At 38.0% G+C, this 24,090-nt stretch carries 25 protein-coding genes and 1 riboswitch; of the genes, 9 read left to right on the plus strand and 16 right to left on the minus strand.

What is annotated here, in order from left to right:
* The first annotated feature begins 47 nt into the window (after positions 1–47).
* Complete coding sequence (locus tag ACTJJF_RS08430; RefSeq protein ID WP_440699346.1) at positions 48–497, plus strand: winged helix-turn-helix transcriptional regulator; 450 nt, start codon at positions 48–50, stop codon at positions 495–497.
* A 32-nt stretch (positions 498–529) separates the two neighbouring features.
* Here ACTJJF_RS08430 and ACTJJF_RS08435 read toward each other — a convergent pair whose 3' ends face one another.
* Positions 530–1,582 carry an NAD(P)-dependent alcohol dehydrogenase gene (locus ACTJJF_RS08435; RefSeq protein ID WP_440699347.1) on the minus strand — a complete coding sequence of 351 codons (1,053 nt, stop codon included), beginning with the start codon at positions 1,580–1,582 and terminating at the stop codon, positions 530–532.
* A gap of 266 nt (positions 1,583–1,848) precedes the next feature.
* Between ACTJJF_RS08435 and ACTJJF_RS08440 the strand changes: the two genes are divergently transcribed.
* From ACTJJF_RS08440 to ACTJJF_RS08450, 3 genes are all read left to right on the plus strand, one after another.
* Positions 1,849–2,751, plus strand: coding sequence for a helix-turn-helix domain-containing protein (locus tag ACTJJF_RS08440; RefSeq protein ID WP_440699348.1), 903 nt, complete (start codon positions 1,849–1,851; stop codon positions 2,749–2,751).
* Between the two features lie 137 nt (positions 2,752–2,888).
* Positions 2,889–4,226 carry a carboxylesterase family protein gene (locus ACTJJF_RS08445; protein WP_440699349.1) on the plus strand — a complete coding sequence of 446 codons (1,338 nt, stop codon included), beginning with the start codon at positions 2,889–2,891 and terminating at the stop codon, positions 4,224–4,226.
* 284 nt (positions 4,227–4,510) lie between these two features.
* Entirely contained in the window at positions 4,511–4,681 is a 171-nt protein-coding gene (locus ACTJJF_RS08450) for a hypothetical protein (protein WP_440699350.1), read from the plus strand.
* A gap of 87 nt (positions 4,682–4,768) precedes the next feature.
* Here ACTJJF_RS08450 and ACTJJF_RS08455 read toward each other — a convergent pair whose 3' ends face one another.
* The 6 genes from ACTJJF_RS08455 to lpxK all read right to left on the minus strand — a co-directional run bounded on the left by ACTJJF_RS08455 (position 4,769) and on the right by lpxK (position 10,705).
* Positions 4,769–6,241: an alpha-amylase gene (locus tag ACTJJF_RS08455; RefSeq protein ID WP_312298659.1), complete on the minus strand. Its 1,473-nt coding sequence runs from the start codon at positions 6,239–6,241 to the stop codon at positions 4,769–4,771.
* 44 nt (positions 6,242–6,285) lie between these two features.
* Positions 6,286–7,383, minus strand: a complete 1,098-nt coding sequence (gene dinB / locus ACTJJF_RS08460) for a DNA polymerase IV (RefSeq protein WP_312298657.1) — start codon at positions 7,381–7,383, stop codon at positions 6,286–6,288.
* 159 nt (positions 7,384–7,542) lie between these two features.
* A complete protein-coding gene (locus ACTJJF_RS08465) occupies positions 7,543–7,998 on the minus strand; it encodes a GNAT family N-acetyltransferase (RefSeq protein WP_312298656.1) in 456 nt (151 codons plus the stop codon).
* A gap of 98 nt (positions 7,999–8,096) precedes the next feature.
* Positions 8,097–8,612, minus strand: coding sequence for a TlpA family protein disulfide reductase (locus tag ACTJJF_RS08470; protein ID WP_312298655.1), 516 nt, complete (start codon positions 8,610–8,612; stop codon positions 8,097–8,099).
* A 268-nt stretch (positions 8,613–8,880) separates the two neighbouring features.
* A complete protein-coding gene (locus ACTJJF_RS08475; RefSeq protein ID WP_312298653.1) occupies positions 8,881–9,696 on the minus strand; it encodes a purine-nucleoside phosphorylase in 816 nt (271 codons plus the stop codon).
* Complete coding sequence (gene lpxK, locus ACTJJF_RS08480; protein WP_440699351.1) at positions 9,680–10,705, minus strand: tetraacyldisaccharide 4'-kinase; 1,026 nt, start codon at positions 10,703–10,705, stop codon at positions 9,680–9,682. The genes ACTJJF_RS08475 and lpxK overlap by 17 nt, the downstream gene beginning before the upstream one ends.
* A gap of 88 nt (positions 10,706–10,793) precedes the next feature.
* Here lpxK and truA point away from each other — a divergent pair, with 88 nt between their 5' ends.
* The 3 genes from truA (at position 10,794) to ACTJJF_RS08495 (ending at position 13,905) form a co-directional block, all read left to right on the plus strand.
* Positions 10,794–11,546: a tRNA pseudouridine(38-40) synthase TruA gene (truA, locus tag ACTJJF_RS08485; RefSeq protein ID WP_440699352.1), complete on the plus strand. Its 753-nt coding sequence runs from the start codon at positions 10,794–10,796 to the stop codon at positions 11,544–11,546.
* A gap of 24 nt (positions 11,547–11,570) precedes the next feature.
* A complete protein-coding gene (locus ACTJJF_RS08490; protein ID WP_440699353.1) occupies positions 11,571–11,921 on the plus strand; it encodes a hypothetical protein in 351 nt (116 codons plus the stop codon).
* 226 nt (positions 11,922–12,147) lie between these two features.
* On the plus strand, positions 12,148–13,905 hold the full coding sequence (locus tag ACTJJF_RS08495) for an ABC transporter ATP-binding protein (RefSeq protein WP_440699354.1): 1,758 nt from the start codon (positions 12,148–12,150) through the stop codon (positions 13,903–13,905).
* A 73-nt stretch (positions 13,906–13,978) separates the two neighbouring features.
* Here the strand turns inward: ACTJJF_RS08495 and ACTJJF_RS08500 are convergent, their stop codons facing one another.
* The 5 genes from ACTJJF_RS08500 to ACTJJF_RS08520 form a co-directional block, all read right to left on the minus strand.
* Positions 13,979–14,596, minus strand: a complete 618-nt coding sequence (locus ACTJJF_RS08500; protein ID WP_440699355.1) for a class I SAM-dependent methyltransferase — start codon at positions 14,594–14,596, stop codon at positions 13,979–13,981.
* On the minus strand, positions 14,593–15,183 hold the full coding sequence (locus ACTJJF_RS08505) for a hypothetical protein (protein WP_440699356.1): 591 nt from the start codon (positions 15,181–15,183) through the stop codon (positions 14,593–14,595). The genes ACTJJF_RS08500 and ACTJJF_RS08505 overlap by 4 nt, the downstream gene beginning before the upstream one ends.
* Positions 15,173–15,643, minus strand: coding sequence for an RNA polymerase sigma factor (locus tag ACTJJF_RS08510; RefSeq protein WP_440699357.1), 471 nt, complete (start codon positions 15,641–15,643; stop codon positions 15,173–15,175). Before ACTJJF_RS08510 ends, ACTJJF_RS08505 begins: the two co-directional genes overlap by 11 nt.
* Entirely contained in the window at positions 15,643–16,494 is an 852-nt protein-coding gene (locus tag ACTJJF_RS08515; RefSeq protein ID WP_440699358.1) for an alpha/beta fold hydrolase, read from the minus strand. The genes ACTJJF_RS08510 and ACTJJF_RS08515 overlap by 1 nt, the downstream gene beginning before the upstream one ends.
* 225 nt (positions 16,495–16,719) lie before the next feature.
* Positions 16,720–17,394: a DUF4919 domain-containing protein gene (locus ACTJJF_RS08520; RefSeq protein WP_440699359.1), complete on the minus strand. Its 675-nt coding sequence runs from the start codon at positions 17,392–17,394 to the stop codon at positions 16,720–16,722.
* 229 nt (positions 17,395–17,623) lie between these two features.
* Here ACTJJF_RS08520 and ACTJJF_RS08525 point away from each other — a divergent pair, with 229 nt between their 5' ends.
* Entirely contained in the window at positions 17,624–17,839 is a 216-nt protein-coding gene (locus ACTJJF_RS08525; protein ID WP_312298639.1) for a hypothetical protein, read from the plus strand.
* Between the two features lie 114 nt (positions 17,840–17,953).
* Here ACTJJF_RS08525 and ACTJJF_RS08530 read toward each other — a convergent pair whose 3' ends face one another.
* A complete protein-coding gene (locus tag ACTJJF_RS08530) occupies positions 17,954–18,706 on the minus strand; it encodes a DUF3575 domain-containing protein (protein ID WP_440699360.1) in 753 nt (250 codons plus the stop codon).
* Between the two features lie 160 nt (positions 18,707–18,866).
* Between ACTJJF_RS08530 and ACTJJF_RS08535 the strand changes: the two genes are divergently transcribed.
* A complete protein-coding gene (locus ACTJJF_RS08535) occupies positions 18,867–20,951 on the plus strand; it encodes a TonB-dependent receptor domain-containing protein (RefSeq protein WP_440699361.1) in 2,085 nt (694 codons plus the stop codon).
* 190 nt (positions 20,952–21,141) lie between these two features.
* Here the strand turns inward: ACTJJF_RS08535 and ACTJJF_RS08540 are convergent, their stop codons facing one another.
* The 3 genes from ACTJJF_RS08540 to ACTJJF_RS08550 form a co-directional block, all read right to left on the minus strand.
* Positions 21,142–22,140: a T9SS type A sorting domain-containing protein gene (locus ACTJJF_RS08540; protein WP_440699362.1), complete on the minus strand. Its 999-nt coding sequence runs from the start codon at positions 22,138–22,140 to the stop codon at positions 21,142–21,144.
* A 133-nt stretch (positions 22,141–22,273) separates the two neighbouring features.
* A complete protein-coding gene (gene ribB, locus ACTJJF_RS08545) occupies positions 22,274–22,921 on the minus strand; it encodes a 3,4-dihydroxy-2-butanone-4-phosphate synthase (RefSeq protein ID WP_440699363.1) in 648 nt (215 codons plus the stop codon).
* A 92-nt stretch (positions 22,922–23,013) separates the two neighbouring features.
* Positions 23,014–23,139, minus strand: a riboswitch (FMN riboswitch).
* A 175-nt stretch (positions 23,140–23,314) separates the two neighbouring features.
* On the minus strand, positions 23,315–24,073 hold the full coding sequence (locus tag ACTJJF_RS08550; protein ID WP_440699364.1) for an ATP-grasp domain-containing protein: 759 nt from the start codon (positions 24,071–24,073) through the stop codon (positions 23,315–23,317).
* Positions 24,074–24,090 lie beyond the last annotated feature (17 nt).

Below are 24,090 nucleotides of genomic sequence, written 5' to 3' on the forward strand. Positions count from 1 at the left end.
TTATATTTGTACTTACTTTTATACAAGTACTTACCCTAAAGTATGTAATGATGACAGCAATAAAAGAAAGCTCAACCATTCAGGAAAATAAAAAAATAGTGCAGGATTGCCCTGTAATGTATGTCATGGAAAGAATAGGAGGATTCTGGAAGCCTATTATTCTGTTTAACCTTTCCACAGGAGAGAAAAGATACAGCGAATTGAAAAAAGCAATTCCTGCCGTAACGGAAAAAATGTTGATCCAGCATCTGAAGCAACTGGAAGCAGACGGATTGATCATCAGAACCGCCAAACCTGTAGTGCCCCCACATGTGACCTATAAACTAAGTGAAGCAGGAAATGAACTGGCTCCTGTTATTGATGCCATGGCAGCTTGGGCTTTTCAGGATATGGAAAGAAATGATATCAGAAGTGTCGAAGGAAACCATTACATAGTAAATCAGGATCAGAATGCCTATAGCCGGAATGTTAAAAATAAAACAGGCGCTTCAATCTGAAGCGCCTGTTCTGTTACTGTTTTATAGAAAAATTACAAAGACTTCATATCAATGACGAAACGGTATTTTACATCACTTTTAAGCATTCTTTCATAGGCATGATTGATATCCTGCATTCTGATCATCTCAATTTCAGAAACAATATTGTGCTCTCCACAGAAATCCAGCAATTCCTGGGTTTCTGCAATACCTCCGATCACGGAACCCGCTACAGACTTTCTTCCAAGAATTAAAGGAACTGTATTTAAGATCGGCTCCAGCCCGCCCAGGTAGCCTACAAGAACATGAGTTCCGTTTACATTTAAAGTATTGACGTAAGGATTTACATCATGTACATACGGAACCGTATCAATAATGACATCAAACTTTCCTTTTACCGACTTCATCTGCTCTTCATCGGTAGAAATAATCACGTGGTCAGCACCCAATTGTTTTGCATCTTCAGTTTTTCCCGGAGTTCTGGAAAATAAAGTTACTTCCGCTCCTAATCCCTTTGCCAGTTTTATAGCCATATGTCCTAATCCTCCTAATCCTACAACAGCTACTTTTGAACCGGGACCTACATTCCAGTGTCTTAAAGGAGACCATGTTGTAATCCCGGCGCATAAAATAGGTGCTACGGCAGCAGGATCAAGATTTTCAGGAACCTTTAAAACATGATGGGAGTCCACCACTACTTTCTGGGAATATCCTCCGAAAGTATGACCTCCGGAATGCTTGTCGTGACCATTATATGTTCCGGTAAATCCGTTCAGACAGTATTGTTCCAGATCATGCTGACAGCTTTCACAATGCCCACAGGAATCTACGATACATCCCACTCCTGCAAGGTCGCCCACTTTAAATTTAGAAACTTCATTTCCTACTTTTGTGATTCGTCCTATAATCTCATGTCCGGGAACAGCAGGGTAGAGGGTTCCGCCCCAGTCGTTTCTTGCCGTATGAAGATCAGAGTGGCATACCCCGCAGTATAGAATTTCGATTTCTACATCCTTAGAAGTTATTTCTCTTCTTTCAATATTCATTTCTTTCAGATCAGCTGTCTTGGATTCTGCTCCGTACGCTTTTACTGTAAATGTGCTCATTTGTTTATTTGGTTTTAAATTAATTTCAAATTAAAAATTATGATAACCTTCATGTGTTACAGGTTTCCCATCCGAAGAAATACTCAGAAAGAACCTTTCGCCTTTTGGAAAAATAGTTGAATTAAAAGTTTCCATAACGGTACAAAAATCGAAACTTTTACACAAACTAAACTTATACAGATTACCGAATTACTTACCAATTTTACAGACCCCATTTCAGTTACAAATGAAATTGGTAATTTTGAATAGCAATAAAAATATACTTCATGGAAAATCAGGAGGTTGAAATATATAATACGGTCTCGGAATATAATAAAATGGCGAATCATGAAACCCTGCATCCGCTGGTGAGTATTATTGATTTTTCCAAATCTGATCCTATTTGCCAGTATAAAAGAACATTTGGGTTTTATACCGTTTTTCTGAAAGATGTCATGTGTGGAGATATGCAATACGGGAAACACAGCTATGATTACCAGGAAGGAACTTTGGTTTTTATTGCTCCCGGGCAGATGTATGGAATTTACAATAAAGACAAGTACGTTCAGCCTGCAGGCTTTGCCCTGATTTTTCATCCGGATTTAATAAAAGGGACCAACCTGGCAAAGAATATGAAAGATTATTCATTCTTCTCTTATGATGTGCATGAAGCGCTCCATCTTTCCGAAAAAGAAAGAGAAGTGGTACTGGATTGTTTTAAAAATATTAAGCTGGAGCTGGAACAGGCTATTGATAAACATAGCAAATCTTTAATTGTAAATAATATCGAGCTTTTCCTGAATTACTGCATGCGTTTCTATGACCGTCAGTTTATTACAAGAGACCACGTCAACCAGGGAGTTATTGGAAAATTTGAAAACCTTGTAGATGATTATTTAAAATCTGAAAATCCTAAAAATATAGGTTTTCCGATGGTTAACTACTTTGCGGAAAAACTCAACCTTTCTGCCAATTATTTCGGAGACCTGATCAAAAAAGAACTGGGTATTTCCCCACAGGAATTTATCCACAATAAGCTCATTGATGTAGCCAAAGAACAGATCCTGGACGAGAGAAAATCCATCAGTGAAATTTCCTATGATCTTGGATTCAGATATCCCCAGCACTTCACAAGACTGTTCAAAACCAAAGTAGGAGTTTCCCCAAGTGAATACAAATCCCTGAATTAATTACCAGAAACATAAATTACACAAATATTTCTCCAATGCTCTCAATCTCGTTGGCCATTTGTGTTTAATTAATGCCATAAATTTTTTATTCTCAAAAAACCAGACTACCTTTAAGTATAAAATAGTTATAGTTTAAAATGAGCTCATACCAGACAGGAACCCATATTTTTGAAACACGTTTCGGAAGGATTATAGCCGTAAAAGAAAACGGAATCATCAAGGCCAAAAGTATCCGGTATGCCCATTCCGGAAGATTTCAAAGACCTGCGCCCGCAGAACCCTCCGCCACAGATATTATTTCTCCGGATAAAACCCCGGTTTGCCCGCAGGCATTAAGTCCGCTGGTAGAAAAAATGATAGGAGCAACTCCTGTGGAAAGTTTTGAAGCTGATGAATCTACTCAGTATCTTTCCATTACCCGTCCTGAAAAGATCATGGAAAATGAGAAACTTCCTGTAGTTGTATGGATTCATGGAGGTTCCCATGAGATTGGCTGTGGGGATATTTCCACTGCTGATCCTGCAGAGTGGGTGAAAGAACAAAACATTATTGTGGTTACAGTATCCTATCGGTTAGGGCTTTTCGGATTTTTGGGAGGTAATGAAAAAAGACCGCCCAATCTTGGACTGTTTGATATGATTGAAGCCCTTAAATGGATCAACAGCTATATTGCCGGTTTCGGAGGTGATGAAAAAAATATTACGCTTCTTGGCCAGTCTTCAGGTGGAGATGCAATTGCCCATCTGATGATTTCCGATGGTACGGAAGGCCTATTCCAACGGGTGATCATTCAGAGTGCACCACTGGGATTACGACATAAAAGACAGAAAATGTCTGCAGAATTTCTGAAAAAAACAGAATTTCTGAAAGATGAAACAGATGTTATAAAAATGATGGATGAATATGGCAAACTGACTCCATCTGTAATGAAATACGGTCTGAAAGCAGCAATGCCTTTTGGTATCCAATACGGATTCCCTCCTTTATGTACAGAAGAAGAATCAACAGAATTGTGGAAAACCAATGCCAGGAAATATGATGTGCTGATTGGTCTGAATAATGATGAAACCGCTTTTTACCTCAAAACTTCCGAGGCTTTGAATAAATATTTCGGAAAAGGGATCGGACTGAAGATCATGGATAAAACCGTTGAAAAAACTACAGCATTTATTTATGGTGATCCGGCAAAGAAATTTGCAGAAAATTACGCAAGCGGTGGTGGAAACGTGTATTTATTCAGAATTCATTCCAGATTAAAAGACAATCATATAGGAGCTCCTCATTGTATCGATCTTCCATTAATTTTCGGTAATGAATCGGCCTGGAAATCTTCTGAAATGCTTAAGAATATTCCCTGGAACCGTATTCACGAAAATGGAAAAAAACTGAGAGCGCTATGGGCAGAATTTGCCCGTACCGGAAAGATATCAGATTCATCCGAACGTCCGGAAATCCTGGAACTTCAAAAGATTTAAAATGTATTACTCCTAAAGAATACCCCAAAAGTTTTTGAATACTGAAGGTTTTTTTAATGACGAACTTTATCCATAAAAGTTGATCTCAGTTCCCGGAAATCTCCTTTTTGTATACATTACAACTGAAGACGTAACATTCCCCTCCACTGGAGGGGTGGCGAAAATTCAAAGAATTTTTGACGGGGTGGTTTTAATAGACCTATTCCTGCTGTTTGTAGCATAATCTAAACAAAACACTTCACAGTCTGTTATATTTGAACATCTATCATAAAAATATAACCATTATGAAAACAAAAATCACTTTGAATACAAGGAAAATTGATCGTCAGAAACTCAAAAATTTGAAAGCAGGAGACATTGTTCCCGCTCATTGGGTATGCTGTACACCTCTTGAAGACGGGCAATGCTGTGAATGGGCTAAAGACGCATATAGCTGCAGGTATATTTATTGTTAAAAAAGGTCAATATCATCCTTGTAAAGTATTTCAGACATACATGACCGGAAAGGCTTCTGATCATGTATGTTATTTTTCAATTATCGTTTATTCAGGAATCCAGACGCTCACATTTCCTGCAGGAACGGGAAAGTCTCCCCAGCCGTTTTCATCAATCACTACTTTTTCCTTGGATCTTTTCAACAGGTCCTTACATTTTTTCCCGGCATAGCGTTTTCCCATTTCCATAGGTTTGTTGTAAGCATCTTTATTGCTTAGCACGACGGCACATCCTGTATGCTGATCATCTCCTTCACGTACCCACCCAAGGCAATTGGCATCTTCAAAATAATCCCGCTGTTCTCCATAGGCATGCTCTTTCCTGGCTGTAAGGAGTTCTTCAATACCATCAGTTTTAGGCATAAATATTTCCTGATCATGGCCGCTTCTGTCCTTATCCACGTAATGGGCACCATACAGGTCAGGATAAAAAACACATGGATAACCGTCTTTCCTCAATAAAATCAAGGCATAGGCAATAGGCTTAAACCAAGATTCTACGGGAGCTTCAAGATCCTGTAAAGGCTGAGTGTCATGATTGGCAACCAAACTTACAGAATGCATAGGATCGGCTTGCGTCAGGGTTCCGTCAAAGATCTTACGGAGGTCATAAGAGGCTCCTTCTCTGGAAGCATTGTGAAAATTATTCTGAAGAGAGCTGTCAAAAAGACTCATGCAGCCTTCCGTCACTTCAATATATTTCTGAAGCAGGTGAAGGTAGCCCGGAGCCCAGTATTCACCAACTGCAAAAATATTTTTCCCGGTATTGGATCGGAGAAGAGTAAGCCATTCCTTATAAAAATCAAATGAAATATGCTTTAAGGCATCCAGCCTTACACCATCAAAGTCAGTCTGGTCAAAATACCATTTTGCCCATGTATTGAGCTCTTCCCGTACAAAAGGATTCCGGTGCTCTATATCATTGTACATCAGGTAGTCATAGTTTCCTTTTTCATCATGAATCATTTCTTCCCAGTCATCTCCATATTCAGATTGTATTTTATAAATATGGGATTCCATGCCTTCTGCATAGTCTACACCACTGAAACAGGTAAAATTCCATTCGAAATCAGAATATTTTTTTCCTCTTCCGGGGAAAGTGAACTTAGTATAGGATTCTATTTCAATCACATCGGAAATTATTTTTTCCCTGTTATCTTCATCCACTTTTACAGCTTTGAATTTTTCAAGCTCATCACCACCTGCCTTATGTCCCAGTACAATATCTACAATGACGTCTATATTCTGTTTTTTTAGTGCTTTGATGGCTTTAAGGTAATCATGTTTAGTACCATATTTTGTAGGGATGGTACCTTTCTGATCAAATTCTCCAAGGTCGTAAAGATCGTATGAGTCATATCCGATAGAATAGCTTCCGTTTGTTCCTTTATAGGCTGGCGGAAGCCATGCAGAGGTAATTCCCAGTTTTGCTAAATATTTTGCCTGTTTTTCGGCTTCTTTCCATAATTTTCCTTCTCCTTCAGAATACCAGTGGAAAAACTGAATCATTGTTGGGTTCATAAATTTGCTGATTTGGTAGATACAAGTTAGCAAAAAAAATTAACCTACTGATTCTCGAATTCTTCAAACGGGATTTTTAGTTGAACGGAAATCTGCTTTTTTTCTTCAGTATTAAGATGGGAAAGAGATAGGCCCAGAAGACGTACAGCTTTGTCATAGGGACGAAGCTCCCACAACTTTTTCCCGGTATCAAAATACTGTTCCGGTGATGTAAAATAATCATCCCTGGTGATACTTCTGGTAAAAAGCGAAAAATCTTTGTACTTTATTTTCAATGTTAAAGTTCTTCCCAGAATATTATTTTTCTGCAACCGTTGATGAAGTTCCTGGCTCAGGCTTTCCAGCTTTTCATTGATCTGTTGTTCATCAGAAAGGTCTTCAAAAAAAGTTCTTTCCACCGCTACACTTTTCTGAATACGATGAGGTTTTACTTCAGAAGTATGAATGCCCCGTACTACATTGTAATAATGCTTACCGGATTTTCCAAAAATTTTAATCAGCTCCTGTTCTGTTCTTTTCTTTAAATCTTTTCCTTTATAAATTCCTAAACTAAACATTTTGTTAGCCGTAACCTTTCCAACACCGTAAAATTTCTCAACAGGAAGTTCTTCCAGAAAGCTTTCCACTTTATCCGGATGAATAGTTTTCTGACCGTTGGGTTTATTGATATCAGAAGCCACTTTAGCCAGAAATTTATTCACTGAAATTCCTGCAGAAGCGGTAAGGCCGGTTTCTTCAAAAATCTTCTGACGGATTTCCCTTGCAATCTGATTGGCAGATTCTATTCCTTTTTTATTTTCGGTCACATCCAGATACGCTTCATCCAGAGATAAAGGTTCTACCAGATCAGTATACTCATAGAAAATCTCACGGATTTTTTTTGAAATCTCTTTATATCTTGGAAAACGGGGCGGAACAAATATAAGATGAGGACACTTTTCTTTAGCTGTTTTACTGGGCATTGCAGAGCGTACCCCATATTTTCTCGCCTCATAGCTGGCCGCTGCCACCACACCCCGGTGCTGGCCTCCTACAGCAATAGCTTTGCCTTTGAGAGTAGGATTATCATGCTGCTCCACAGATGCATAGAATGCATCCATATCTACATGTATAATTTTACGAAGCGGCAAAGAAAAATCCATATGACAAAGATATGGATTCCTTTATTGATGATAATTGGTTTTTAAAGAAGGGAAGCTAAGAAGTAGGAAGTTAATGAGAGCAATATAAAACGGAATCCATTTATTGAAAATAATTAGCAGCTTTTCATCATACTAAAATTACTTCCATCTTTCATCTTTTTACAATTTCAGTCTCATCGTAAGAAGATGCGGTTCAAATCCTGCTTTTTCATATGCTTTTACAGCAGGTTCATTTTCAGCATAGACGTCAAGCCTTATTTCTGAAATATCTCTGGATTTTGCCCAGCTGATCAGTTCGTCGGTAATCACTTTATTGACACCTTTCCCTCTGTATTCAGGTTTTACATACATAAAGCCCAGATAAGCGTACTTCTCAAACTTATAATAATATTTCTCCGCTTTTTTGATTAATGCATATCCGGATCCTATGATTTCATTATTCTCCTCGGCAATAATAAGGGTGGCATCCGGAGACTGTATAAAATGGTTCAAATCATAATAATGAATTTCCCCGTCAATAAGGGTAACATTGAATGGCCTTTCTGCCGTAACAATTCCCTGTTCAAATTCTAAAAGTGTTGGTAAATCCTCTGTTGTAGCTTCTCTTGTGGTCATGGTGTCTGATGAATAAGTAAGCACTTAAGTTTTAACGGAATGTCTTATTGTTCAGGACAAATCTTACAACTTAAGTGCCGATATGTTGGTGATAAAAATTATTTTAAAAGACTGTCAATCGTTTGCTGAATTTCAGGATCTTCCGGAGATATTGCATAATATTTGGCAATAGAAGATTTCTGATCAATGATCATATACCGTGGAATCCAGTTCAGGTCAACATAATTGTTGAAATCATTTTTCCATCCTGAAGCAAACCAGTAATTATCTTTGTCTTTCATATTAAATCTTGCAAGGCTTTTATCAAAACCTTCTTTTGATCTTTCCAGCGAAAGGAAGACGAAGTCTACATTAGGGTTATTTCTTTCCAGTTGCTCAGCTTTTGGAAGGGCCTGAAGACAATCTCTGCACCATCCGGCCCAGAAATCAATCACTAATATTTTTCCTTTATGCTGGTCCAGAATCTGCTGGACTGTGATGCTTTTTCCGTCTTCATCTTCAAGTTTCTGCTGTAGAGCTTCTTTGGAAAACCCCTTTTTCAGAACAGTAGGAGCCTTCTGAGCAGAGCCAGCTCCAAAAATCCCTATCATGAAAATTAATATCAACTTTTTCATTTCTTACAATTTCATTTACACAAAACTAAGCAATGCACGGCAATCTTCTCTTAATTTTTGATGAATTGGGAAAAATTTATATTATTGAGAAATTCTATGGATGCTGTATCCAGGAAAAAGATTTTTAAAAAAAATATTTATCTCTCGCAGATTGTGCAGATGACGCAGATGCTTATGAATAATGCTATGACCGCTAATGCTCAATTTTTTTGTGTGCATTAGCTTATGCATTCTTAAATGTTTTAAAATTTCTTTTGAGAAAAAGATACTATTGATAATTTTTAATCAGTCCTTTGACCACAGTAATCACATTGGGCATAGCTTTGTTGGCAGCATTCAGAACTTCTTCGTGAGAAACGGCAAATGCAATATCAGGGCCGCCAAGATCTGTAATCACAGACATGCAGAATACATCCATTCCCATATGTCTGGCAACAATCACTTCAGGAACAGTGCTCATACCTACCATATCACCACCAATAGCTTTGATCATGCCATATTCGGCCGGGGTTTCAAAAGTTGGTCCTTGTAATGCTACGTAAACTCCCTGATGGATTTTTATTGTATTTTCAGCAGCAGCCTGTTCAGCAACAGCGATCATTTTTTTGTTATAAGGTTCACTCATATCCACAAAACGTGGTCCGAGTTCATCAATATTCCTGCCACGAAGCGGATGCTCAGGCATCATGTTGATATGATCTTTTACTATCACAATATCAGCAACGCTGTAATCTGGATTTACCCCGCCGCAGGCATTGGATAGAATAAGATTTTTAATGCCCAGTAAATGAAAAACTCTTACAGGGAAAGTTACGGTTTCCATAGAATGGCCTTCATAGTAATGGAAGCGACCGCTCATCATCAGTATTTTTTTGCCTTCCAACATCCCGTAAATAAGCTTTCCGGTATGGCCTGCAACCGTAGTCTGAGGAAAATTAGGAATATCTTTGTATTCTAAAACATGGATCTGATCTACTTCATTCTGCAGCTTTCCCAGTCCGGATCCTAAAACAACAGCAAAATCAGGAGTCTCCTGAATAATATTTTTGATAAAATCAGCTGTCTCTTTAATTTTTTCTAACATAATCTAAGATGATTTGATTGAATTCTTCCTTCTTATCAATAAGTACATTGATAGGCCAGTAGTAAACAATTTCTCTAAGATAGTCAAAAGTTTTCAGACGTACGTAGTCTTTCTCTGTGGTTAATATCAGTTTATATTCTCCTAATTTTTTGTATTCGGCAAGGATTTTTTTAATATCATCATCCGTGAAATTATGATGATCCCTGAATTTTAAATGTTTCACCCTTTTCGAGAATTTGGCCAGATGCTCCAGAAGCGGTTTGGGATTGGCAATTCCGGTGATCAGTAAAATATCATAATAGTTCAGGTTGTTATCCGGAAGCATTTTATCTTTTCCGTACACATTTTCGTCATAGCCGATGGATGAAAAGAAGACTTTCTGTCCGTATGAAGGTCTTATTCTTGAAATATAATACCTTTTTGTTTCCTCTGTCAGTTCATCAGGACATTTGCTGACCATAATGATGTTTGCTCTTTTATATCCTGCTCTTGATTCTCTCAGATCTCCGGCAGGAAGAAGGTAATCCTTGAAAAACGGATCATTAAAATCAGTCATCAGAATATTGAATCCTGCTTTGATGGCTCTGTGCTGCATGGCATCATCCAGTACCAGAACTTCAAGATCCATATCATCAATCACTTTTTTGGCACCGGGAACACGTTCTTCTGAAACAGCGATCACAAAACGGTTTTTGAAACGTTCAAAAAGCTGCATTGCTTCATCACCCACCATTTTATAATTACTCTCATAATTAGTGACTTCATAGCCTTTGGTGAGTCTTCCGTAGCCTCGTGAAAGCACTCCGGTTCTGTAATGTTTGGATAACAACTGTGCAAGATACATCACCATCGGTGATTTTCCGCTTCCACCCACAGAAAGATTCCCGACGTTGATTATCGGGGTCTTGAATTTTGTCGACTTAAAAATTCCCAGATCATACATTGTGTTCCGGATACCCGTTACCAAATGATAACCGAGGGAAAAAGGATAAAGGTACCATCTTTTCATACGATTGCAAAAATAGGAATTTTCATAAGCATTTGGTGTAATATTCTCAAAGACTTTTCAACAAATATTTCGTTAAATTAAAGTATTTTTGTGGAGTTATTACAATACATTGAGATACTTTATTGAATTTTCTTACAACGGAAAGAATTATTTCGGCTACCAGATACAGCCGGATGCTATTTCTGTGCAGGAAGAACTGGAAAAGGCCCTATCCACCATTTTAAGGGAAGAGATTAAAACAACCGGTGCCGGAAGAACGGATACCGGAGTGCATGCCAAAAAAATATTTGCCCATTTTGATACGGAACAGACGTTGAGTGATGAGCTTCCACGAAGATTAAACAGCTTTCTTCCCCCGGATATTTCTATCAAAAGAATATTTCCTGTAAAGGATGATTTTCATGCCCGCTTTGATGCCACTTACAGGATGTACGAATATTATATTTCTTTGGAAAAAAATCCTTTCACTCAGGAATCGGCATGGCAGCATTGGAAAAGACCTCTGGATATCAATAAAATGAACGAGGCCTGTAAGATATTGTTTGAGTATGAAGATTTTACAAGCTTTGCCAAATTAAAGACCGACAACAAGACCAATATCTGCAAAATGTATAAAGCGGAATGGGAACAGAACGGCTCTGAGCTGAAGTTTACCGTTTCAGCCAATCGTTTCCTCAGAAATATGGTGAGGGCTATCGTCGGTACGATGGTGGAGATCGGTACAGGAAAGCTACAGCCGGAAGATCTCCGTAAAGTGATTGAAGATAAAAACCGTAACGCTGCCGGAACTTCAGCACCAGCCCACGGGTTATACCTTGTAGATGTAGGCTACGAATTTTAAAAAAAACTAAAAACAAATATAACCATGTTATCAATTTTTATTCTTATCGGTGCTTACCGGTATTATGCACAACTGGCAGAAAAGTTTGGCAAAACCAAATGGCATTATGGTCTGTTGGCAATAGGTATTTACCTGGGTACTCAGGTGATTTTAGGACTTAGCTATGGAATATATATGGCTGCAACAGACCCGGAATCTCTGGACAGCGTGAACTATACGGGGTTTTCTGCTGCTAATATGGTCAGCTTGCTGATTTCCGTTGTCGCAGTTTGGGGAAGCTACCAGTTTCTTGAGAGGAAGTTTAAGAAAGAAAATCTGCTGAAGCCATCCGTTGAAATCAATGAGATCGGAAAAACGTTGATTGATAAAGATTAAATTTTAAATTCCATATCCAAACAGCCATGGATGAAATCCTCCGTAGAGAAAGAATAGGCAGCTTATGTTTCGGGCCGGTTTCGAAATAATACCTGATATATTCATATTGTAAATTACAGGTATCAGGCATTTTCTATCACGAATTGTGAAAGTTGTAAAGGCTGGCAATTTATAAAGTCTTATTTTTGCATAGAATTTTATTTTAATTCTTTCTTCGATTCGTACAATGAAAAAACAAGATACCTGGGGGATTGTAAAGAGGCTGTTCTTTATCGGAATGAAATTCCGGTCCTGGTTCATCCTTACCCTGATCATTTCCGTAATCCTTTCAATTGTTTCTACTTACAGGCCATATCTTACTATGGAAGTGGTAGATAACGATATTACCAAGCTGCATGATAAAGCTTTGATGATGAAGCATATCTATATCCTTGTTGGATTGGTATTTGCGGAAACGGTTTTAAATTTTTTCCTGGTCTACTTTTCAAATTTCATTTCACAGAACGTTATCCGGGATATCCGGGAAAGACTGTATGCGAAGCTGATATATTTTAAAACATCATTCTTTGATAAAACCCCTATCGGGCAGTTGGTTACCCGTGCCGTAGGAGATGTTGAGACCATTGCAACGGTTTATACAGACGGATTCCTTATGGTTTTCGGGGATATTCTGAGAATTGTATTTGTATTGATCATGATGTTCAGTACCAATGTGCACCTGAGTTATATTACATTGGCTATTCTTCCTTTAATGGTAGTCATTACGAGATTTTTCCAGAAAAGACTTAAAAAAGCTTTCGGGGATGAAAGAAACTGGACTGCCACTCAAAACTCTTTTGTACAGGAAAGATTGGCAGGAATGCCTATTATCCAGGTATTCAACAGACAGGAATCTGAATTTAAAAAATTTGACGATATTAATATTACCCTGAAAGGAGCTTTACTGAGAACCGTATTTATATTCTCATTATTCTTTCCGGTAGTAGAGCTTATCTCTTCTTTATTTATCGGGTTTATCCTGTTTTATGGAGGATATATTACGATCAGTGCCGGGGTGGTCATCGCTTTCATTCAGTATATTTCAATGCTGATCCGTCCGCTGAGACAGATTGCTGACCGTTTCAATAATATTCAGAGAGGTATTGTAGGTGCAGAAAGAGTTTTGGGACTAATGGATGAAGACAATTCAATGCCGAATACCGGAACTGTGAAGAAAGATCATTTTGCCGGAAAAATTGAATTCCAGAAAGTACATTTTGCCTATGATGAAAAGCAGGAGGTGCTGAAAGGAATAGATTTTAAAGTAAATCCGGGAGAAACCGTGGCGATTGTGGGGGCTACAGGTGCAGGAAAATCCACCATTATCAGTCTTATTACCAGACTTTATGATATCAATTCCGGGAATATACTGATTGATGATGTGAACCTGAAAGACTACGAGCTTTATAATCTGAGAAGTCACATCGGGGTAGTATTGCAGGATGTTTTCCTTTTCCATGGAAGTATTTTTGAAAACCTGGCTTTTGGAAATGACAGTATCACTCTGGATAAGATAAAAGCAGGAGCCAGGGAAATTGAGGTTGACCAGTTTATAGAGCAACTTCCGGGAGGTTATGATTATGTCGTAAGTGAAAGAGGTTCTTCAATCTCTTTAGGACAGAGACAATTATTATCTTTTTTAAGAGCTTATTTATCTGATCCTAAAATTCTGATCCTGGATGAGGCAACATCTTCTATAGACCACGAAAGTGAAAAACTGATCCAGAGAGCTACCGAAAAAATTACCAGAAACAGAACCTCCATTATTATCGCTCACAGACTGTCCACGATCGAAAAAGCCGATAAGATCATTGTGATGGAGCATGGGAAAATTGTTGAAGAAGGAAAGCATCTGGAGCTTTTAGATAAGAACGGTTACTATGCTACTCTGTACAAAGCCCAGCTGCGTCACGAAGTGGAAATGGAAGAAGAGAAAAAATCATAATCTGTAAGGAGACATAGGTTAAATAGTTTTTTTATCGTGAATTTATACCCTATACATTCCCAAAATAGCTCTTCTAAAGTTTTTTAAAGCTGCAGAAAACAAAATTCTGAGTGGTTCCGAAAGGTGTTGTATGATCTTCAGTAAGACATTGTATCCTTTCAAAACCGGATTCAAACTCTGAAGATAAAGATTCCTCATCATATTGCTGAATATCCAGTCCGCTGCATTTTGTGGGGCCGTTTTTAGAAAAAGTTCCAAGAACCATAAAGCCGGTTATACTTTTCTCTGCAATGCCAATGTATTTTGAAACCTTTTCCTGGGTAGTCAGAAAATGAAAGGCAGCCCGGTCATGCCAGATATCATACGTTTCGATAGGTTCGAATGCAGTGATATCTGTTGCAATCCATTTCACTTTAGCAGCAGCATCTCCCAGCCGCCTTTTTGCTTTTTCCAGTGCTTTGGAAGAGATATCAAGTACGGTAATATTTTCGTAGCCTTCCTGAAGAAGGAAATCAACGAGGTTGCTGTCTCCGCCACCAATGTCAATGATCCTGGCATCTTTGCCCAAACCGAAAGAATTGATACAGTCAAGTGAGGTCTGGGGCTTTGCTTGTGTCCAGCTTACCTGGTCCGGATTTTTGGTTTCGTATACGTTTTCCCAATGGTCTTTATGTTCTGAAGAATTGTTCATTCCTTTAATTGATTATTGATTTCTTCAAATTTAGCGATTAATCCGTCAAGTTTAGCCTGTTGTTTTTTTATTGTCTTTGGTCTCAGGTAAAACCAGTTGAAGCCTATCCATGCCAGAAATGTAGTATAAGCAATAGCTGAAGAGGAGAACGGCATTTTTGAAGTATACTCATACATATAGAGAACCAGACCGGTAAACAACATGATAAAGTAAATATTTAGCATTGTTGTCTGCATAAACCTCTGTTTATTTTTTACCACATATAAACTTTGAAGGTATTCACTGTTGGATTGGTTACTATCTATTTTATAAAAGACCATGAAAAGCTTGTTGTATGCCAGTAAAAAAATAACCATTGCTAGAATAACCAATACGATCCCGATTTTTGTAGTGACCAGCTCAGGCTGATAGCGATACCAGACAAAACCAATTCCTGTACAGGTAGCAGCCAGTAAAAGATTGGTGATCACAAGCCTTCGCAGGTTTTCATTTTTAAACTTTTTCAGTCTGCCCAGAAGTTCTTCCATATCAGGTTTGTTGGAAGTCTGCTGCTTCCATATATTTTTGAAATCTATATTAGTATCCATTTTCTTTAAACTTTTGCGTTAATTTATCTTTTATCCTGTGAATTTTCACCCTTATATTGGATTCCGAAAGCCCTACAATATGCGCTATTTCTGCCTGTTTTACTTCTTCCAGTTCCAGCGAGATGATAATTCTGTCTGTTTCCGGAAGTTCAGAAATCAACTGATAGAGTAGCTGTATCTGAGGTTCAAGGGATTCCTGTTTCTTTTCTTCCAGATTGATCGGAAGGTCGGCCTTAGCAAATTTTTTTTCCTTTTCGATTTGGCGCAGGCAGTTGTTAGAGGCAATTCTGAAGATCCATGTCCCGACACTGGATTCATTCCGGAATTTCGGAAGCTGCTGCCATACAATGATAAAGGTTTCCTGAGCAAGGTCCTGAGCCAGTTCAGGATCATTCACATATCCCATGCACAAACGGAATATTTTCTGCCAGTAGAGTTCGTAGATCTCTTCAAATACCATTATTTCGCAGATAAAAAGTTATTAAGCTGGTTAAAATACCATTCCTTGTCATCGTACATGATGAAGTGTAAGCCTTTGGAAGCATATTGAATATTGGCATTTTTTAGATTTTTGTATTGCCCATCAATAGTTGGTTTCAGGTTGACAAAAAAAGACTCCAGCAGAATAAGGGAAGGACATTGTATATTTTTTATTTTTTCTCTGAGGTCAGTATTAGAAAAATCGCAGTACATCGTGGCAAATATTTTTCGGTCAGATTTCACACTCCAGCCAACTACGGTTTCCTGCATGGAAGTATCTGCCAGAAGGCGTGGGATAGTCTGTATCTGCATCTGGCGGAACTGTTCATCTGTCATTGCTGTTAATTTATTAACCGTTGCTGAACAGTCATTGTTTTCTTTAGATTTAAAATCAGGATCGGAGATTGCAGCCAGACAAGGAAGTGTATCTACAATGACGATTTTACCAGCCAGCTCCGGATAATCTGCAGCAATGGCCAGGGCAAGACCTCCTCCCATACTGTGTCCGATGATCATAGGTTTATCAATGTTATTATCTTTGATGTAGGCAGCGATTTCTTTTTCCCAGTCTGCAAAGCTGGCATCTGCTTCCGGTTTCACTCCTGCAAATCCTGCCATTGTTAAAGTATAACAGGTGAAGTTCTTTTCAAATCTGGCAGTCGTTTCGTTCCACACCTCTCCGGAAGAAGCAAACCCGGGAATAAAAATTAAAGACAGGTTTCCTTTTCCGGTTTTCTTTACTTCAAAAGGATATGATTTTGTCTGACCGAATATATTACATACTGCTGCTAAAAATAACAGGACGATAAGAAGGAATGTTAATTTTTTCATGATTTCTAAAGTTTTAAGGTTTATTTGTCTTTTAGAGACGAACCTTGAAAAAATGTTACACTGAATTTTATTTTTTTTTGAAAAAAATATTTTTCCTTCTCTGAAATCCCTGCTGCAAGCGAAAATTCTCAGTCATTAATTTTAAAAAATATATTTCGAAAATCTTTTCCTGAAGTTTGATACATAAAAACTACAGTTTTCCTTTCTTCTTCTGACTACTCTGTATTAATCTAATATTTTTCCGTAGAATCTGCTGATATCAAAGTAGAGTCCCGGAACTTTGTATTGGTCTTTTTCAAATACGATATAATCACACTTTCCGGTAATGCTTTGGGATTTCATTGCCATTTGAAACGTATTCAAAAGCACATATTCATCGGTAACGGAAATAACATGGAATGCCGTTTCACATTTCATGCCATCACCTGAAGCCAGGATAGCACCTAATAATCCGTGAAAATTACCTGCTGTTTTTTTGGCCATATTCTCATCTTTCACCAAACGGTACATATAAACGAGATAATTCATAGCACGAAGATCGAACGGATTTTCTTCCAAAACTTCCCGGAAAAGTTTGATCCCTGCCGGCACATCTTTCTCAGTAATACCTTCGCCACGATAATATTTAGTCATTTCTTCCGCCCTGTTACTGGTTTTGTAAGGTTTATAACCTTTTTGAAATGTATACCCGAAATAAAGATGACGATACTGGCTGCCCGTAAGGAGGGTATCATTCTGTTGCAATCTTTTTAAAAGCTCAGGATAATAAAACTCTGATTTTTTATCCTCAATATTTTTTTTAATCAAAGAATAATCCGGGGCTTTGAATTCCGGCTTCTGGGCAGATACAGTAATAAGAAGAAGTATGAAGAATAAAGAGAAAATTGCTTTTATATACATTGTTTTTTATCGTTTAATATAAGTTTTTAATCGGGTTAAAAATACGGAATCTCTATAGAGTTTTTAAAATATATCTGTTATTTGTAAAAAAAACAATAAAACATTGCTGAAGTCTTATGTATATATTAATAAATTTACTAACTTTAATCAGAATTTGAGACTTACCCCTGGTATCAGGAGGGTATTGGATCATAAAAATAGTTTTTTAATTAAAATCCAAAAAATATTAATGAGCAGTAGTATCCAAGATGAATTTAAAGTCTTTAAAGACGAGTTAAGAAAGTTGAATATCGAAGTACAGAAAGTGGTAAAAGTAGGGAACGGCAGTATGGATTTCCACGAAGTTTTCTACAAATCACCGAGGTATGATGAGGTAAAAAGTGTATATGTTCAGCGTCATAACCTGGACAATATCATAGAAAAGTTTAAACAAGCTTATCATTAAAAATACATCCGGCGCTGCAGATACTCTGCAGCGCCGGATTTCTAAGGGACTGATCAGTCTTTATCCAGTGTTGACGTTCTTACAAGAACAGTTTATTGTTATCATTGAATCCTTTTAAAATCTATATCCCAAAGAAAGCCCGCTTCTGAAACCTGCCCATGGACCATCTACTTTTATTCTGGCTCCATTGGCATTCGTTTCTACTGTATATTTTACAAATGGGATGTCCAGGTTTTCTATTTCTCTTTTAAGCTGTGCCTGCATATCCGGGGTAAGCACATAATTGGAAGTCATACTGAAATCTCCTCTGCCGCTTCCATAATGGGCTCCCGCAATCCAGAAATCAAGAACCAGATTCCTGCTTCTGGTGAGGAAAAACTGTACGCCTACCATTACACCTCCGCTGTCACCTTTAGTGCTGCCTTCTCCTTTGAGAGGGATCTGATAGGTGTTTCCATCCGGTCCATTATAATCATAGTAGAAATCAAACGTATTGGAAGAAACATCGGAATGCCGGTAATAAGGAGCAATATAAAATCCTTTTCCATATCCATGTCCTATGTAAAATCTGGGCTCTATGGTAAAGTTTGTTGCTTTTACTCTGAGATTCTGAAATCTTTTTTCATCCTCATCTTTCAGGAAGGCATTGATGAAGGGAACCTTTCCTTCCGGCATGGTCCCGAATCCAATATTCACGGAGAACCATTGGTTGATTACTCTTTCATAAGACAAATTAATATTCCGGAAAGCATAGGCTGTGACGTTCGTCTTGACGATATTCATCTTCTCTGCCGGAGTATTTTCCGTTTCCTGAGCATGGGTTGCAGCAAACAGAAAGCATGGAAGTAACAGGACTGCTTTTTTCATGACTTTATATTTTGTGATGTTTCAAAAAAACAGCAAAAAGCGGGCTGAATTTAACATAATAATGAAATTTTATTTAAAAAAACTTATTCACTACTTCTATTGGTTAATGTAATAACTGTTAAATATCAATTGTCCTAAGAGTATAAGCCCATTTTTTGATATGAAAAAAACGATGTATACCATGTTCTTTCTTTGTGGGACCTTTGCATTTTCTCAGGAAGCAAAAAAAGATACAGCAGAGGTTTCAACACCAAAAGAAATTCAGGAGGTTATTTTGAAATCACAGCGCAAAAAACAATTTGCAGATAAGGCTGTTTATACCTTTGATAAAGAAGCCCTGGAAAAAGCCCGTTATGCAAAAGATCTGCTGAAAACTCTTCCCGAACTACAGCTTGATCCGATCGGCAATACAATTACCAGTACAAAAGGAGGAACTACGCTTTTCCTGATCAATGGAATTGAAGCTACAGACCTGCAGATCAGGAGTGTGGCTCCCCGGGAAGTGGTAAAAGTGGAGTATTATGATATTCCGCCTGCAAGATGGGCAACCATGGCAGATACAGTGGTGAATATCCTTACAAGATCTGCCGAGACGGGATATGTATTCGGAACCGAAGTTTTTTCTGCCCTGAATACAGGATTTGTGAACGGTTCAGCCTATGCCAACTATACAAAAGGAAAAAATGATTTCGGCCTTGAATATTCAATCAATTTAAGAGATTACAATGACAGGAGAGTCAATAGCATTTATGATTATCAGCTGGGTGGAAAGCATTACCGTTCAGATGAAAACAGGAAAGATCATTTCGGATATACTTTCCAGAATATGGCCTTGCGCTATACCAGGCTGGTTCCTGATAACTATTCTTTCCAGGCAAAATTGAATATGGCTATTTTCAGCAGATTTTCAAAAGGAACAGGGCAAAGTGTTTTTTCAGAAAATGCATCCAATGAAGAACACGGAATGTTTAAAAATAACGGTTCGGATTATGTAATTCCCAAGCTTGATCTTTATTATTCAAAAAAAATAGGTGAAAAGGATGAGCTGAGCATTAATGTTGTAGGTTCCCATTACACAACCCATACTTCCGAAACAGCTCAGGAATGGATTGTAGCCTCAGGACTTTCCGTATATGATAATGATATGGTTTTGAAAGCGAAACAAACCAGTGTAGTGGGTGAACTTGCCCATACCCATGATTTCAAGGCAGGAAAACTTTCATCCGGATACAGGATTTCGAGATCTTCCATTTCCAATGATCTGAACAATCTTGCAGGATATTCCCAATACACCGTCAACTATCTGGAGCAGTATTTTTACACAGAATTTTCCGGGAAAATAGATAAATTCAGTTACCGTGTCGGAGCAGGACTTACCCATATTTACAATAAAAGCGCTGAAAATACTTTTGATGAATGGACTTTTACCCCGAAAGTTGTTTTAGGATATCAGCTGAAAAATAACCATAATCTTCGTTTTACAGGAAGTTATAATCCGGTGAGCCCTCAGAGTAATGCCCTGAGCAGTAATGTAGTGCAGCTCGCCCCCAATATTGTACAGCGGGGAAATCCTTTACTGGAGTCTCAGCAGGTTTTTTCGAACAATCTGACCTATTCTTTTAACAATAAATATTTTGATTTTAATGCAGCTTTGTTTTACCGTTACACAGACCGGGTGATCAACCAGTATTATGTTCAGGATGATGTTTTGGAAGGTTATGCACTCACTTATGAAAATGGAAAAAACGGACAGAGGTATGGTGCTCAATTGACAGGTTCATATAAGCCTTTCGGGAACAGCCTTCTTGTTATAAAAGCTGTTATAACACCTACAGCTGAAACCGTAAAAACGAGTAAGGGAGCATTGATTAAAAACAGCTATTGGGGAAATTATTTTGTACTTTCTTCAGAATACAAAGCTTTTTCAATGCAGTATCAGTTTAATATTCCTACGTATAGCCTAAGTGGAGCCTTCCTTAATACGAACGAAAACCAGAACAATATTTTTGTAAGCTATAAACATAAAAACTGGACGTTTTCTACAGGAATGTACTGGATAGGAATGCCTTCTGAGTATAAAACAAAGAGTTTACCGGAAAGTTTGGTAGATTACAGGGTTTATACACAGATTATGAATAATAAATCGATGTTTGTACTCGGGCTCAGCTATGATTTCTCTAAAGGAAAAAAGACGGAGATCCAAAGAAAGCTTAATAATGAGACGGCGCCGGCAGCCACTTTTTAGAAATAGGATGAATGCAGGAAGTTTCTGTTTGGCAGATACTTCTGAAGGTTGTAATAATTGATGGTGATAAAATTGGATATTAATAAAAAATAGGGTTAAAGTACTCTTCAGACCGGAAGTACTTCCGGCTTTCACCCTCAAGCTTCCTTGCCAAAAAAAATCCCGTTCAATGCTGAACGGGATTTTTTTGTTATTTCTTAATGAATTTTGTATTCTGTCTCGTTTCAGTGTTCTTGCCATTGACTTCAATAAAATAAGAAGCGGGCGGCAGATCTGAGATTTGAATGTTTCCTGATTTTATATCTGAAGTTTTGATCAGTTTTCCATCCAGACTATAGATTTTCGCTGTGGAGTAATTTTCTACGTCTCCTTTAAAACCGATGAAATCCTGTGCCGGATTCGGGTAAATGGTAAGATTTGCTTTTTTCATCACATTGCCGGTGGCCAGGAATGTTTCGCTTAAAGCCTGAGCACTTGAGGTAGATTGGTTTATCCCCAGTAATGGAACACTAATGTTTCCATTGGTAGTGCTGAGTAATGCATATCTGTGAGAAGCGTCATAATAAGCGTAGGCTGTATTGGTAACGGTCCCGATCGGATTGGCATAAATTACATCAAAAGATGCATACAAATTAAAATTCTGTGTATACTTTACTCTAAGAACGTTACTATAGGTCTGATTACCCAGAATCAGTGTTCCGTATGCGTCAGCCTGAGTGGCTAATGTTCCGCTGAACAGACCGTTGGCAACAGAGGAAGTGAAGGTTCCTTTAGCAGTATCATTTTGAGCAGGTCCGAAAGTTGTCGGATAGTTATTATAAGTACCATTGTCTACACTGAAGTTTAACGTAGCCTGTGGGTTAACAATTCCAGTGATTTCCAGTTTGGTTGTTGATGCCTTATAATAGATTGTTGTTGCTCCGTCTGTCGTTTTAATCGTAGAACCCGGAAAAGTTGTTATCTCGGCAGAAGTAGGTGTTGAATAAGTGGTTTGGGATGCAGTACCCATGGTTAAACCTCCATTCGAGAATGTTGCATTGGCTCCTGTTGCAGAATTGTCTACAGTTCCTGTTACCAGATTATTGTTTACCACATCTCCTATGACAGGATCATGAGAAGCTTTGGTAAGGGTAATCTGTGCCGAAAGAACCGCTGAGGTTCCCAGCAGAATAAGTAGTGATTGTTTCATAGTCAATTTTTTTGTTAAAGTTAAATAAAAACAGAATTCAATTTTCATTTAACTTGTTTTTAATTAAATATTTAAATACAAGCAGCCGTCTGATTCAATCAGACGGCTGCCCTGTGCGTTAAATAAAGTATGTTTAGTTGCTGAGGATCATTTTACGGTAAGCGTAGATGTCTTCAATTGTGACCACGCTCATCCCTTTTCTGAGAGCAAAGTCTACGATTTCCGGAAGTCTTGCCATAGAACCGTCTTCATTCGTCAGTTCACACAGTACGGCATCATCACCCAGATTAGCCATTTTTACAAGATCTACACTGCCTTCCGTATGGCCACGTCTTTCGAATACCCCGTCTTTTTTCGCAATCAGAGGAAAAACGTGTCCGGGGCTTGCAATGTGCTCTGCCTGAGCATTGGCAGCCACAGCCGTTCTGATGGTTGTTACCCTGTCCTTTGCTGAAACTCCCGATTCTACTCCTTCTTTGGCTTCGATAGAAATGGTGAATGCGGTTTGATTTTTTGAATTGTTCTTTTCTACCATCGGACGCAGATTAAGATGTTTGCTTTTCTCTTCAGAAATGCACAGGCATACGATACCGCTGCATTCACGGATCAAAAGAGCCATATCCTGTTCTGTAATAGTGGAAGCGGGAAAAATGATGTCACCTTCGTTTTCACGGTTTTCATCATCTACTAAAAGAATACCTTTTCCCTTTTGTAATGTTTGAAGTGCTTTTTCTACACGTTCTCTGGAGGTAGCTCCGAATTGTTCTAATAATTTTTCCATGTTATTTTACTTTTAAAAGTTAAAATAGTCTTCGGTACATGGAAATGAAATACGACACAATAAGAGTCCATAAGGAATCTTACTGATCATCTCATTTTCTTCTCCCATCCAGACTTTAACTGTCGGTTCCGGAATTTCACCAGATCAGTCCTTTCGTTGGAAAGGAGTCGCGGACTGTAACCGCCGGTAGGGAATTTCACCCTGCCCCGAAGAAAACTTATACTAAGTTTTGCTGTATGTTGTAATTTAAATTTTTATTTCATTGAATAGTATTTAACGCACAGGTCGCTAATTTCGGGAAGTTTTTTGAAATGGAGAAATGCTTTTGATAGGATTTATCAATAAGAAGATATCTTACAGAGAAAATAGAAAGTTAATTTTCATTAAGACCTGTCAATATCGAGGAGTAAATATTTCAGTCATAATTTCGGACCATCTTGCTAATAATAAATCGGTATAAACTTCTTTATCAAGGCCGTAAGATCCCAGTGCATAACCATCGTTCCATTCTACCAGGGCGGTGTCTCCTGTGGACAAGATTCCAAAATCAATTCCATAAGCTTTAGTACATTCTTCTGAATTCTCAAGATCGTGCACTGCATTTTGTACAACGGTCATATCCGGTTCATATCCTTCATCGCCATTATATCTCTTGATCCCTACTATTTTTGAATTGTTTACAAATACTCTGTATTCTGCTTTCCAATCGACAATGGGAGAATAGTAGAGTTCTGTATTTCCTGGAAATTCCATCAGGCGATAAAGATCGAGCGGTGATTCTATTGTAAACCCTGTGAATAGTTTAGTTTTTAATTTAGGTTTTACAAAAATATATGGAATATTTCCATCAAAACTGTTGGAAAGGTTGCGTATTGTTGTTTCCCGGATGTCTCTTTTCAAATAATGTTGGAGAGCTTTTGGGTAGCAGTCTGCAGGTGGTTGCAGACCGTATTTTCTGAAAATATAAGAAAAGACAAAATGATCTCCTGCAATAAATGTTGTATGGTCGATAAATAGCTGATTTCTTAAAATTTTTTTGTTTGTGAAAAGTTCATAGTTTATGAATCTCTTTTCGAGTACATCAATCACATCCTGATGTTCCGGTTCTAGTTTTTTATTGCCATATTCATGAATGTAAGCTTTTTCAATCATGCTAAAGTTTAGTAAGC

It is taken from the genome of Chryseobacterium sp. 22458 (assembly GCF_052044975.1).
Classification (GTDB): domain Bacteria; phylum Bacteroidota; class Bacteroidia; order Flavobacteriales; family Weeksellaceae; genus Chryseobacterium.